The sequence below is a fragment of the Salinicola halophyticus genome, assembly GCF_003206695.1.
GTDB lineage: Bacteria > Pseudomonadota > Gammaproteobacteria > Pseudomonadales > Halomonadaceae > Salinicola > Salinicola halophyticus.
In genome coordinates this window covers 487,109-500,286 of the sequence record NZ_PZJN01000006.1, presented here as the reverse complement: position 1 = coordinate 500,286, position 13,178 = coordinate 487,109, and the positions used below count along the sequence as shown (strand labels likewise).

At 62.3% G+C, this 13,178-nt stretch carries 12 protein-coding genes; 4 read left to right on the top strand and 8 right to left on the bottom strand.

Annotation, left to right across the window (positions count from 1 at the left end):
- Positions 1-17: 17 nt before the first annotated feature.
- On the bottom strand, positions 18-1,289 hold the full coding sequence (locus tag DOM58_RS10100) for a pyridoxal-phosphate-dependent aminotransferase family protein (RefSeq protein WP_110692729.1): 1,272 nt from the start codon (positions 1,287-1,289) through the stop codon (positions 18-20).
- Positions 1,290-1,561: 272 nt separating this feature from the next.
- Here DOM58_RS10100 and DOM58_RS10095 point away from each other — a divergent pair, with 272 nt between their 5' ends.
- Positions 1,562-2,263, top strand: a complete 702-nt coding sequence (locus DOM58_RS10095) for a GntR family transcriptional regulator (protein ID WP_110692728.1) — start codon at positions 1,562-1,564, stop codon at positions 2,261-2,263.
- A gap of 14 nt (positions 2,264-2,277) precedes the next feature.
- On the opposite strand, the gene mtgA is transcribed toward DOM58_RS10095, so the two are convergent.
- Positions 2,278-2,985: a monofunctional biosynthetic peptidoglycan transglycosylase gene (gene mtgA / locus DOM58_RS10090; RefSeq protein WP_110692727.1), complete on the bottom strand. Its 708-nt coding sequence runs from the start codon at positions 2,983-2,985 to the stop codon at positions 2,278-2,280.
- 223 nt (positions 2,986-3,208) lie between these two features.
- Between mtgA and DOM58_RS10085 the strand changes: the two genes are divergently transcribed.
- Complete coding sequence (locus tag DOM58_RS10085; protein ID WP_110692726.1) at positions 3,209-4,033, top strand: alpha/beta hydrolase fold domain-containing protein; 825 nt, start codon at positions 3,209-3,211, stop codon at positions 4,031-4,033.
- A 49-nt stretch (positions 4,034-4,082) separates the two neighbouring features.
- On the opposite strand, the gene DOM58_RS10080 is transcribed toward DOM58_RS10085, so the two are convergent.
- The 3 genes from DOM58_RS10080 to DOM58_RS10070 form a co-directional block, all read right to left on the bottom strand.
- Complete coding sequence (locus DOM58_RS10080) at positions 4,083-5,024, bottom strand: ABC transporter substrate-binding protein (RefSeq protein ID WP_110692725.1); 942 nt, start codon at positions 5,022-5,024, stop codon at positions 4,083-4,085.
- A gap of 339 nt (positions 5,025-5,363) precedes the next feature.
- Complete coding sequence (fghA, locus tag DOM58_RS10075; protein WP_110692724.1) at positions 5,364-6,221, bottom strand: S-formylglutathione hydrolase; 858 nt, start codon at positions 6,219-6,221, stop codon at positions 5,364-5,366.
- A 181-nt stretch (positions 6,222-6,402) separates the two neighbouring features.
- Positions 6,403-7,512, bottom strand: a complete 1,110-nt coding sequence (locus DOM58_RS10070) for an S-(hydroxymethyl)glutathione dehydrogenase/class III alcohol dehydrogenase (RefSeq protein WP_110692723.1) — start codon at positions 7,510-7,512, stop codon at positions 6,403-6,405.
- A 182-nt stretch (positions 7,513-7,694) separates the two neighbouring features.
- On the opposite strand from DOM58_RS10070, the gene DOM58_RS10065 reads away from it, so the two are divergent.
- Positions 7,695-8,603: a LysR family transcriptional regulator gene (locus tag DOM58_RS10065; RefSeq protein WP_075562744.1), complete on the top strand. Its 909-nt coding sequence runs from the start codon at positions 7,695-7,697 to the stop codon at positions 8,601-8,603.
- Between the two features lie 19 nt (positions 8,604-8,622).
- On the opposite strand, the gene DOM58_RS10060 is transcribed toward DOM58_RS10065, so the two are convergent.
- Together DOM58_RS10060 and DOM58_RS10055 are read right to left on the bottom strand one after the other, a co-directional pair.
- The gene (locus DOM58_RS10060; RefSeq protein WP_110692722.1) at positions 8,623-9,357 is read right to left on the bottom strand and encodes a Crp/Fnr family transcriptional regulator; all 735 of its coding nucleotides are present in this window, start codon (positions 9,355-9,357) and stop codon (positions 8,623-8,625) included.
- 109 nt (positions 9,358-9,466) lie between these two features.
- Positions 9,467-10,855 carry an L-serine ammonia-lyase gene (locus DOM58_RS10055; RefSeq protein ID WP_110692721.1) on the bottom strand — a complete coding sequence of 463 codons (1,389 nt, stop codon included), beginning with the start codon at positions 10,853-10,855 and terminating at the stop codon, positions 9,467-9,469.
- 141 nt (positions 10,856-10,996) lie between these two features.
- Here DOM58_RS10055 and DOM58_RS10050 point away from each other — a divergent pair, with 141 nt between their 5' ends.
- Positions 10,997-11,941 (top strand): LysR substrate-binding domain-containing protein, encoded by a 945-nt coding sequence (locus DOM58_RS10050; protein WP_075562747.1) that lies wholly within the window; start codon positions 10,997-10,999, stop codon positions 11,939-11,941.
- 1 nt (position 11,942) lies between these two features.
- On the opposite strand, the gene DOM58_RS10045 is transcribed toward DOM58_RS10050, so the two are convergent.
- Complete coding sequence (locus DOM58_RS10045) at positions 11,943-13,130, bottom strand: CaiB/BaiF CoA transferase family protein (protein ID WP_075562748.1); 1,188 nt, start codon at positions 13,128-13,130, stop codon at positions 11,943-11,945.
- Positions 13,131-13,178: the final 48 nt, after the last annotated feature.

The following is a 13,178-nucleotide window of genomic DNA, read 5'->3' as shown; positions in this document are numbered from 1 at the left end:
CTCATGGCGATCTCCTGTCAGGCGCGGACGGCACCGGCCTGTGAGTGACCCTTCGATTCAGCCGTCGCCAGTTTGCGCGCCGCCGGCGTGCCGGGCGCCGGATTGTCGGCGAAGAAATCCAGCGCGGCCTGTACGCCGCTGCCGAACAGCTCGACGCCACAGAGCTTGAGCCCGGCTTCGCAACCGCCAAGAGTGGCGATCAGGGTCAGGTCGTTGCAGTCGCCGAGATGGCCGATGCGGAACATCTTCCCCTTGGCCTTGCCGAGTCCCGTCCCCAGTGACAGATCGAACCGGTCGTAGATGGTCCGACGAACCTCGTCGGCGTCGATCTCTTCCGGCATCACCACGCCCGTCAGCACCGGCGAGTAGAGCGCGGGCTCCTGGCACTGGATTTCCAACCCCCAGGCATTGACCGCGCGCCGGACGCCCTCGCCCCACCGCTCGTGGCGGGCGAAGACCTGGTCCAGCCCCTCCTCCAGCAGCATGTCCAGCGCCTCGTTGAGACCGTAGAGCAGATTGGTGCTCGGCGTGTAGGGCCAGTAGCCGTTGGTGTTGCCGGCGAGAATCTCGTCCCACGCCCAGAAGCTCTTGGGCATGAGGGAGCGCTGGCTGGCTTCGATCGCCTTGGGCGATAGCGCGTTGAAGCTGATACCCGGCGGCAGCATCAACCCCTTCTGCGAGCCGGAAACGGTGACATCGACGCCCCACTCGTCGTGGCGATAGTCGGCACTGGCCAGCCCCGAAATGGTATCGACCACCAGCAGCGCCGGATGACCGGCGGCATCGATGGCCCGGCGGACGGCGGCGATGTCGCTGGTGACGCCGGTGGATGTCTCGTTGTGCACGACGCACACCGCCTTGATCCGATGCTCGCGATCCTCGCGCAATCGCTCTTCGATGAGCTGCGGCTGCACTCCGTAGCGCCAGCTCTGCGACGCCGGCAATGATAGGAATTCCGGCTCGAGTCCGAGGCGCAGCGCCATCTGCTTCCACAGCGAGGCGAAGTGGCCGGTCTCGAACATCAATACCGCGTCCCCCGGACTCAAGGTATTGGAAAGCGCCGCTTCCCAGGCGCCGGTGCCCGATGCGGGATAGATGATGACCGGATGTTCGGTCTTGAAGATTTTCTGAATGCCACCGATGACCTTCAGACCCAACTCACTGAACTCGGGGCCGCGGTGATCGATGGTCGGCAGGCTCATCGCCCGAAGAATGCGATCCGGCACCGGCGACGGCCCGGGTATCTGCAGAAAATGGCGGCCCGAGGGGTGTTGGTCGAGATTGAGCATGGCGGCATCTCCAGGAGTGAAGCGGGAGCCGCCTCACGTTGTTTTAGCACCCAAGTGGTTTCTGTCACCCAAGTGGTTTGTCACCCAAATGGTTTTTTGCATTCATTACGCAATATGCCGAATAATTGCCCGCCGACAAACCTCGACATAGGTCGAAGGCCGTCATACGACAGGGCGCTGGCGCCAGTTCCTGCCGATGGATTGCGATGGAGCAGTAGTCAGGGCCGAACGCTTGCGATAGAAAGTAGAGAAGACCGATCAGGGTTCAATGCATGCAGACATTCAATGACGATGACACCACGCTCGAGACGGCAGTGCGTCCGATGCGCATTCAGCGCGCTGCGCTTCACGACAAGATCGTGGAGCGGCTGCACGATCTGATTACCGAAGGTGATCTCAAACCCGGCGAGCGCATCAACGAGCGCGAGCTGGCCGATCGGCTGGCGGTGTCGCGCACGCCACTCAGAGAGGCGCTGCGTGTGCTGGCGGCCGAGAAACTGGTGACGATCTCGCCCAACTACGGCACCTTCGTGACCCGCATGACGCACCAGGAAATTCACGACACCTTCGAGTTGATGAGCGCGCTGGAGCGTTTTTCGGGCGAGCTGGCATGCTTGCGCATCACCGAGGAGGAGCTGGCCGACGTTCGCGATGCCCACGAGACGATGCTGGGATACTGGCAGCGCCACGACCTGCCTGCATATTACCGTGCCAACCAGCGCATTCACGATCTGATCAATCGCGCCGCCCGTAACGAGGCCCTGCGCCAGACCTATCTATCGCTCAATCGGCGCCTTCACCCGCTGCGACTCTCCTCCAATCGCTCGGAAGCCAAATGGCGCAGAGCGGTGGAAGAACACCGCGAGATGATGGCCGCGCTGGAAGCGCGTGATGGATCTGTGCTCGGCGCCCTCATGGAGCGCCACCTGCTGGAGAAACGCGACGCGGTGCTGGCCGACCGGGCAGATGATTGAGCCAGCCGATGGAATCAGTCGAGCCGCTGAAGAAAATCGGTACCGCCGAGATTGCGCATCTGACGCTGGATCCATGCCGACCGCTGCTGGACGTGCGCGGAAGGCCGAGAAGCGCTCCAGCCCCGCGGGTTGGGCAGTATCGCCGCGAGCCGGCTGGCCTGGGAGACGCTGAGATTGGCGGCAGAGGTGCCGAAATAGTGCTGCGCAGCGGCCTCCAGCCCGAACACGCCCGTATCCCACTCGGCGATGTTGAGATAGACCTCGAGAATGCGCTGCTTCGGCCATAGCGCTTCGAGCAGCAGCGTGAACCACGCTTCCAACCCCTTGCGAATCCAGCTGCGCCCCGTCCACAGAAAGAGATTCCGGGCGGTCTGCTGGCTCAGGGTGCTGGCGCCACGCAAGTCGCCACCGTCCGACCAGCTCGTGATCGAGCGCTTGATCTGCGACACATCGAAGCCCCAATGATCCGGGAAGCGCTGATCCTCCCCCGCCATCACCGCCACCTTGGCATTGTCGGAAAGTCTGGACCACGGCTCCCACTGCTGTTCGATGGCCAGATTGTCGCCGTCAAACCATGAGCTGACTTTGCGCTCGAGCATCACCATCGAGCCGAATACCGGCACGAAGCGAAATACCAGCACCAGGAGTATTGATAACCCCACGAAAGCGCCCATGGCGATCAGCAAGTAGCGTAGGGACGTGCGCAGCCAACCGGAAGGCATGGACGAGAGCTCATGGTCGAGAGAACGGGGGGCTAGTATAACAAGGGCATGACGGGATTGGGCCTATCGGCGGAGCGCGGTGGGAGAGACTGTCGCCAAGGCCTTTCTAAAGCCCATTTCCCGGGACCCTTTCCCGGGACCCTTTCCCAGGTCCATTTCCAAGGTCCATAGCCAGGTCCATCTCAAAGGTCTATCTCCAAGATACATCGACAAGGAAAGCTCCATGCCTATCGAAGACTTCATCCGGGAATTCAGCCCGGCCGACAAAAGTGGCGATGAATCGCTGTCGGCAAGACGTCAGGCGTACGAGGCGCTGCATGCACGGCGTCGAGTCGCCGATCCGGCCGGTATGCAGGTCGTCGACGAGCGTCTGGCCGGTGTCGCTGTACGACGCTTCCTCCCGGTTAGCCGCGCCGAGGGTAGCGTGGTCTTCCTGCACGGTGGCGGCTGGAATCTGGGCTCGGTGAATAGCCATCACGGCATTACCGCAGATCTGGCCGAACGCCTGCGGCGCGAGGTGGTGAGCGTCGACTATCGGCTGCTGCCCGAAGCGAACTACATCGAGGCGCTGGCGGATTGCCGCAGCGTGGTCGAATCGCTGGTGCCCGTGGCGGTGATTGGCGACAGCGCCGGCGGACGGCTGGCGATCGATGTCGCCCATACCAGCGAGTGGAAAGGACTGCTCGGCCTGATCTATCCGGTGGTGGGGACGCCGACGCTCGATAATCTGGGTGAGGATGCGCCACTGCTGTCACGCGCCGATGTCCTGTCGCTGTGGACGATGACCACACCGCACCTGCCAGACGTGCCAGCCGAGCGGCCTCCGACCCTGGCCATCGAGGCGCTATCCGCCGAGCGCGACCCGCTGACCCTCCCGCTGGAGCGCGCCGTTCTGGCCTGGCGAGAGGCGGGGGCTGCGGTCGGTTACCGCCGTGCGCCCGGCATGGTACACGGCGCGCTGCATGGCCACGCCGAACTGCCGGCAATGCAGACCGCCTGGCAGGATTTCTGCCAGGCGCTGGCACGACGGCTCGGCAGCGAAGCGTAGATGCGGGTCGGGTTCAACTTTCAGCCCGCCTTCGACTATTCATCCGTCATTAGCTATCCAGCTGCGCCTTGACGGCATCGATGGCCGGTTTGCCATCCTTTGTCGTCACCCCGTCCAGCCACTGGGCCACGATATCGTAGTGATCGCGAATCCACTCGCTGGCGACCTCGTCGGCGGATCGCTCTTCATGACTGTACTGGTAGACCCAGTCGTTCTGAGCCTCGATATCGACCTGATATTGGGAGAGGAAACGATAGAGATTGGCATCCTCCGCCTCGAGGCTAGACGGGACCACGGTCCAGACCGTGCTGAGAATATCCGCCGTGCCGCTGTCGTCGGAATCCTTCAGATAGTAAAGATCGTAGCTGACGTTCATCCAGTGCGGTTCCCAGCCGACGAACGTCACCCACTGCTTGTCGCTGATTTTCTGATCGGCATAGGCCAGCATGGCGGCCGTTGAACTTTCCCGCAGCTGCCAGTCGCCCAGCCCCGCCGCATCCTTGTCGATCGCGCCGAGAATGGCGTCATTGATGCCGGTACCCGCTTCGATGCCCTGGATCTCGCCGTCGAAACGATCCTTGTAACGGTCGAGATCGGCGACGCTGTCGACGCCCGCTTCATGAACGTATTCCGGAACGACCAGCCCCGAGTTGGCGTTGCTGATGTTCTTGGCGACCTTGTCGACCTTGCCGTCGGCGACCAGCGGATCGATCATCTCCTGCTCGATCGGATACCAGCCGCCCAGATAAACATCCAGGTCGTCGTTGGCCAGCCCGTTGAGAATGACGCCGACGGCCAGCTCGTTCTGCTGGGTCTGGTAGCCCATGGCCTCGAGAATCTGCGTTGCCACTTCCGACTTCACCGTCACGCCCGGCCACGGCGGCACACCGAAGCGCACGGTATCGAGATCGGCCTGCGCCGAGCCTGCAGCGAAGAGAGTCAGCGGCAACGCCGCGGTGAGGACGTGGCGTTTTATGTTCGAATGACTCATGAAGCGTCTCCCTTGATTTGTTATCGAATGGAACTCCTCCTCTACTCTGACGAGTTAAGACGCAATGATTTGACCGTAAGCGACGGATGCTATGCATCAACCGCCATCGGCGATCGATAGCAAGCATAGATTGAAGGAATGGATGGGAGAAACGGATAAGCAGAACAGACAGGTGGAGCGGATAAGCGGGAGAGACAGGAGAGACAGAGTAGAGATAGGCGGATAACGGCCTCACCGGGCATTACCGGTCGCCGACTCCATGGGGAAGAAAGACGACTCGCCTGAAAGTGTGGACTCAGGCGAGTCAACGTCATCGGACCTATCGCGTCAGATGCGTTCTCAGCGCTTGGCGTGCAGCCTTTCAGCGTGATAACGCAGGTGCTCGTCGATGAAGCTGGCGACGAAGAAATAGCTATGGTCGTAGCCGGGATGGCGGCGCAGGGTCAGCGGATGATCGTGCTCTTCGCAAACCGCTTCCAGCCGCTCGGGCTTGAGCTGTTCTTCGAGGAAGTTGTCAGCCTCGCCCTGGTCGATGAACAGTGGCTGACGCGACGACCCCTTGGCGACCAGTTCGCAGGCGTCGTACTGAGTGCGCAGGCCGATATCCTCGCCCAGATAGTTCTCGAACGCCTTCTGGCCCCACGGCACCTGGGTCGGGTTGACGATCGGCGCGAACGCCGATACCGCGGCGTAACGCCCCGGCTGACGCAACGCCAGCACCAGCGCACCGTGGCCACCCATGGAGTGACCGCTGATCGATTCACGACCGTTGACCGGAAAGTGCAGCCGCACTACCGAGGGGAGTTCCTCGGTGACATAGTCGTACATCCGATAATGCTTCGACCACGGTTCGCGCTTGGCGTTGAGGTAGAAACCCGCGCCGGAACCGAAATCATAGCTGTCGTGCTCACCGGGCAGGTCCAGTCCGCGCGGGCTGGTGTCCGGGCAGATGATCGCGATACCCAGCTCGGCCGCGGTCTCGAGCGCCCCGGCCTTCTGCATGAAATTCTCGTCGGTGCAGGTCAGACCCGACAGCCACCACATCAGCGGCACGCGATCCTCCTCAGCCTGGGGCGGCAGATAGATCGCGAAGATCATGTCGCAATCCAGCGCCCGGGAGTAATGCTTGTAGCGCTTGACCCAGCCACCGAAACTCTTGGTGGCCGAGACCAGCTCCAGCTGTTCGCTCATCGACATGGTTTTCTCCTTGCAGCACCGGCGGTATCACCGCCGGTGGATTGGACGCGTGTCGGACACGGTTCGAGCGGCTTCGGGCGCGATCAAGAGCTCTTCGCGCGGCTTCGGGCGCGATAAATCATATGCTCTTCGCGTAGCCCGGGGCGCGATCAAGAGCCCTGCGCGCGGCTTCGGGCGCGTATCAAAAGTGCAGAACGGTGCGAATACTCTTGCCCGCGTGCAGCAGATCGAACGCCTCGTTGATCTGATCGAAAGGCACGTCGTGGGTGACGAACTCGTCGATCTTGATCTCGCCATCCATGTAACGCTGAACGTAGCCCGGCAGCTCGGTGCGGCCCTTGACGCCACCGAAGGCGGAGCCTTTCCAGACCCGACCGGTGACCAGCTGGAACGGGCGTGTGGAGATCTCTTCGCCGGCGCCGGCGACACCGATGATGATCGACTCGCCCCAGCCCTTGTGGCAGCACTCCAGCGCCGAGCGCATGACGTTGACGTTGCCGATGCACTCGAACGAGTAATCGACGCCGCCATCGGTCAGATCGACGATCACCTGCTGGATCGGATCGCTGTAATCCTTGGGATTGACGAACTCGGTGGCACCGAACTGACGCGCCAATTCGAACTTGTCTGCATTGACGTCGATGGCAATGATGCGGCCGGCCTTGGCCATCTGCGCGCCCTGAATCACCGCCAGGCCGATCGCCCCCAGTCCGAACACGGCGACGGTCGCGCCCGGCTCCACCTTGGCCGTATTCAATACGGCACCGATCCCGGTGGTCACGCCGCAGCCGAGCAGGCAGATCTTGTGCAGCGGCGCTTCCTTCGACACCTTGGCCAGCGACACTTCCGGCAGCACGGTGTATTCGGAGAAGGTCGAGGTGCCCATGTAGTGATGCAGCGAGGTGCCGTCTTTCGAGAAGCGCGTGGTGCCATCCGGCATCAGGCCCTTACCCTGGGTCGCGCGGACGGCGCTGCACAGGTTGGTCTTGCCGGACAGGCAGAATTTGCACTTACCGCACTCGGCGGTATAGAGCGGGATGACGTGATCGCCGGGTTTCAGGTCGGTGACGCCCTCGCCCACTTCCTCGACGATGCCCGCGCCTTCATGGCCGAGCACCGAGGGAAACAGCCCCTCGGGGTCCTTGCCGGACAGCGTGTAGGCGTCGGTATGGCAGACACTGGTGGCGACAATGCGCACCATGACTTCGCCCGCCTTGGGGCCCTCGACGTCGATCTCTTCCAGCGAGAGCGGCTTGCCTGCTTCCCAGGCGATTGCGGCACGAGATTTCATCAGTTTGTCTCCGGTTGAGCTTGAAAGCTTGGACTCTGCGGCTCGCTCGTCGTTCGATGGATGACAGGACGAGCGGTTTTGATTCAGTCTAGGCGCTCACCGCTCAGCAATAAACCCGGCATTCAACACATGATTATTGCTGTATGACAACAATATGGATAACGAACAGCCAGGGGGCCAACATGTCACGATGGGAGGGAATCGAGGCGTTCGTCGCCGTGGTGCGGCTGGGCACGTTCTCCCGCGCCGCCCGGTCACTGAAGGTGTCCAATTCCCACGTCAGCCGACTGGTCAGCCAGCTGGAACAGACGCTGGGCTCGCCGCTTCTCTATCGAACAACGCGCCAGATACGGCTCACCGATGGCGGCGCGGTCTACTACGAACATTGCCGATCGCTGCTCGATGGTTTTCAGGAGGCCGAGGCCGCGCTCAACGAACTGCAGTCGCAGCCGCGGGGCCGCCTGGCCATCAGCTGCGCGACGACATTCGGCGAGCGCTACATTGCCCCGCTGGTCAATGACTTTCACTGCCGCCATCCACAGCTCGACGTACGCCTGCACTTCACCAATCGCCCGGTGGAACTGATCGACGAGGGCTTCGATATCGCCATCCGCATGGGCGTGCTCAAGGATTCGAGCTTACTGGCCAGGCGCCTGTGCCAGCGCCGCGAGTATGTGGTCGGCTCCCGCGACTACTTCCAGCGACTGCCGACACCGCACAGTCTGTCCGAGCTTGCCCATCACAACTGTCTGGTCGGATCGCGCGACAGCTGGCTGTTCCAGGTCGAAGGGCAACGGCGAGAAATTCGCGTATCGGGGAATTGGCGCGGCAATTCGGGGCCGGCACTGCTGGACGCCGCCTGCAAGGGGATCGGGCTAGCTCAGCTACCGGATTACTACGTGGAAGCGGCGATCCAGCAGGGAGAGCTGACGGCCGTGCTCGATCGCTATCAGTTCACCGACACGGCGGTCTGGGCGGTCTATCCACGCCACCGCCAGCTCTCTTCCAAGATCCGTTTGCTGATCGATTTCCTGTCGGCGCGCCTGCCGGGAGAGATTGCCGGGGGCGATCATGCCCGGCCAGCATCCTAGGTTCACTGACAGCGTCGTGTCAGTGATTGAAGAAGTGATCGATCCCGTCATTGAGATAGGCATCGCCGAACTCGGCTTCGCGAGCCAGCGCGCCCGGATCGGGCAACTCGATGCGCTGACGCGAACGAAGCAACAGCCCCTCCTCACGGAACGCGGTCAGCGTGCGGCTGACATGGACCGATGACAGCCCCAGGGCATCGCCCAGGTGCTGCTGGGATAGCGGCAGACGAATGCTGTTGCCCTGACGCGCCTTGGTGCGATCCAGGCGCACGTACATCTCGTAGATCAGATGAGCCAGACGTTGACGCGCGCTGCGCCGCGCCAGATTGACCAAGCGCTCTGTCAGCAATGCCTGCTGATGGGAAGAGATGGCGAAAAAAATCGTCGATAGGGTCAACGATTCGCGAAAAACGTTGATCAGCCGCCGATGGGGAAAGTGGCAGACGACGCCATCTTCCAGCATGGCAACACCGGTGAGGCGCTCCTTGAAGGCGAACTCTCTCAGGCCAATGATGTCGCCGGGCAGATAGATTTCCAGAATCTGTCTCGAACCGTCCTCCATATGGCGAAAGGAGTAGGCCCAACCCCTGCTCAGGGTACAGAACTCGCGTGCGGAATCCCCTTCCTGCCACAGGATCTGGTCGGCAGCGACCTCCGTCGGGCTTTGCTCGAGATCGGCCAGCAGAGTCTCGTCATTCTTGGACAGCTCACCGTAGTGTTTGAAATGACAAACAATGCAACTGACTTGGCTCATTACCCGTGCCCTTATTCGTACTTTTAGCGACCGCGTCACACTTTCTCGAGGAAGCCGATATTGACACAGCCAGCCGCAATTGTCGTTATTGCGGGCCCGAGTACGGCGCTCAGCATTCGATGGTATTGACGGCCAATCCGCCCCGCGACGTCTCCTTGTATTTATCCTGCATGTCACGTCCGGTGTCGCGCATGGTGCGAATGACCTTGTCGAGGGAAACGAAATGCTCGCCATCGCCGCACAGCGCCATCTGCGCGGCGTTGATCGCCTTGACCGAGGCGATGGCATTGCGCTCGATGCAGGGCACCTGGACCAGCCCGGCGATGGGATCGCAGGTCAGCCCCAGATTGTGTTCGAGGCCGATTTCGGCGGCATTTTCGACCTGGGCCGGCGTGCCTCCCATCAGCTCAGCCAGACCGGCGGCGGCCATCGCGCAGGCCGAGCCGACCTCGCCTTGGCAGCCGACCTCGGCGCCGGAGATCGAGGCGTTGGTCTTGCACAGAATGCCGATCGCACCGGCCGTCAGCAGAAACCGCACGACGTCCTTCTCGCAGGCGCCCGGCTGGAATTTCATGTAGTAGTGCAACACCGCCGGCACGATTCCGGCCGCGCCATTGGTCGGCGCGGTGACCATACGCCGCCCGGCGGCGTTCTCTTCGTTGACGGCCAGCGCGAACAGGTTGACCCAGTCCATCGCCGAGAAGGTGCTGGCGATCAGACTCTTCTCGCCCTCCAGCGCGATCAGACGACGATGTAATGCCGGCGCCCGCCGTCTGACGTTGAGCCCGCCCGGCAGAACGCCCTGCTGATCCAGGCCACTGTCGACGCATGCCTTCATCGCCAGCCAGATACGCCACAGGCCGTCGCGAATGTCCGATTCGCTGCGCCAGACCTGCTCGTTGGCCAGCATCACGTCGCTGATGGAAAGCCCCTCTCGGCGACAGATGTTCAATAGCTCGACGGCGTTCCTGAACGGATAAGGCAATGTGACCGCAGGCGTTAGCGCATCGCTGCGGGCAGCGCGGTCGGCCTGCTCGGCATCGACCACGAAACCGCCGCCGATGGAATAGTAGGTATTGGCGTAGACCACCCCATCTCGATCCTGGGCGCTCAGCTTAAGCGCGTTGGTGTGATAGTCGAGAATCTCGTCGCACCACGCGATATCCCGAGCCGCATCGAACGCGACGTTGTGAACGCCCGCCAGCTTGAGCTCGCCGTCACGCGCCGTTGCCGCCAGCCGAAGTGCCAGGTCGTCCGGGTCCACGCTGAGCGGGCGCTCCCCCATCAGCCCTCCCAACACGGCGCTATCCGTATTGTGTCCTCGCCCCGTGGCGGACAACGATCCGTAGAGGGTGATCGAGACTCGGGTGACGGCTCCCAGCAGCTCGCGTTGGCGCAGCGTCATGACGAAATCATGGGCCGCCTGCATGGGCCCGACCGTATGCGAGCTCGAGGGCCCGATACCGATCTTGAACAGATCAAACACACTGAAAGTCATGCGGCCACCTCTGATGTCGGTCCGACGCCATGAACCGTCGTTCTCGGAACAGGCATACGATATAGTTTGACTTCAGTGTGCTCGCCGTATATTGCAGACACAATCGATAAAAACTGCCAAAACCTATAGCCTGGCTAAATCATGTTCCCATCGCTCAATGCCCAGACCCACGCCTGGTTGAAGGTCTTCGCCATCAGCGCTCGCCATCTGTCGTTCACACGGGCGGCAGAAGAACTCCATGTCACCACCGGCGCGGTCAGCCAGCAGATCAAGCAGCTCGAGGAGCGTCTGGGCTTTCGTCTGTTCCGGCGTCTGCCACGTCAACTGGCGCTGACGGAAGAAGGAGAACGCCTGGCCCGCGTGGTCGCCCAGGCTTACGACGCCGTCGGGCTGGAGGTCGACCGGCTGCGTGGCGGGGTCATGAGCGGCGTATTGCGGCTACGCTGCCTGCCGTCGTTCCTGGCCAAGTGGCTGATGCCGAGATTGCCGAGGCTGCAGGCGCGCTTTCCCGATATCGATCTTCATCTCAGCGCCGAGGACAGCAACCTGTCGCTGCTCGATGGCGGCTACGACCTGGCCATCGATCTCAACGACGGCCACTACCCCGGACTGCAGACCACGCCGCTGATCGATGAACGGATCTTTGCCGTCTGCTCGCCGCAGCTACTCAGGCGTCGTCCTCCGCTCACCGCCCCCGAGGCGCTGGGCTACTACCCGCTGCTGCATGACGTGACGGCATGGCGGGGCAGCCACGATTACGCCGAATGGGAGCATTACCTGCAGGCGATCGGCGGCCAGCGCGTCAACGTGCGTCGGGGCTACACCTTCAATCGCAATCAACTGACGGTGGAAGCGGCGATCGCCGGCATGGGCGTGGCGATCGCCCGGAGGACTCTGATCGGCGACGAGCTCGCCAGTGGACGCCTGATCGCACCGTTTGCCGGCTCGGTGGCGACCGGCAAACGTTACGGGCTGGTCTACCAGCAGGGAGCGCTGGACGATCGCCGAGTACGCGCGGTTCACGACTGGCTGGAAGAGGAAGCGCGGCGGTCGCAGGAAATCGCCGCGCCAGAGAACGCCGATTGAACTAGCGAACGACGCCCCGCTCGCGCAGTCCCGCCAGACGATCGCCTTCGATACCCAGCGTCGCCAGCACTTCATCGGTATGCTGGGCGAAAATCGGCGCCGGGCGTCGAATCTGGGGCGGTGTTCCCGACAGCTTGCTGGCAAAACCGATGGTCTTCATGCGTCCGATCACCGGATGATCGAGCTCCTGAACCATGCCTCGCTCGCGATAATGCGGATCATCCATCGCCTGGGCGAAATCATTGATCGGCCCGGCCGGTACGCCGGCTTCGTCGCACCGGGTCAGCCATTCCTGCATGTCCATCGCACCCATCAACGTTTCCAGCAAGGCCTCCAGCGCGTCGACGTTCTGCCCTCGGTCGCTGTTGGTGACGAAGCGGGGATCCTGAGTCAACTCGGGGCGCGCCAGCACGTCATTGCAGAACCGCTCCCAGGTACGCTGGTTCGCGCACCCCAGCATGATGAAGCCATCGCGAACCTTGACTGCCTGATACGGCGCGGAAACCCGATGCCGCCAGCCGGTCGGCTGCGGAACGCGCCCCTCGGCGAAGTAGGCTGCCGCCTCCCAGGTGAACCAGGGCAGGCCGCACTCGGCAATCGCCACATCCACCAGTTGGCCCTCGCCTGTCTTCTGCTTGTGAATGTAGGCTGCCAGTATCGAATAGATCGCGGTGATCCCGGCGCCGATATCGTAGACGGCAACGCCGGTCTTCAACGGCCGCCGACCGGGCTCGCCGGTCATCGACATCAGTCCGGTCATGCCCTGGGCGACCAGGTCGAACCCGCCCTTGCGTCGATACGGCCCCGTCTGGCCGTAACCGGATATCGAACAGTAGACCAGCCCGGGATTGATCTCCTTGAGAGTGTCGTAATCGATCTTCAGCGACTGGGTCACGCCGGGTCGATAGTTCTCGACCACGACATCCACTTCCCGCGCCAGCTGATAGAAAAGCTCCAGCCCGTCGGGCTCCTTGAGGTTGATCGAGATACTGCGCTTGTTGCGATTGATCTGCGCGAAGCAGGTGGATTCCTCGTTGACGTAAGGCCCCATCTGGCGGCTGTCGTCGCCGCCATTGGTCTTCTCGACCTTGATCACGTCCGCCCCCATGTCGCCCAGCACCATGGTGCAGTACGGGCCCGCCATGATCTGCGAGATGTCGAGTACCTTCATGCCTTCCAGCGGTAACATGGCGATTCTCCCTGCCAACCTGTCAATGACGAAAGCGTCAACGGCGCT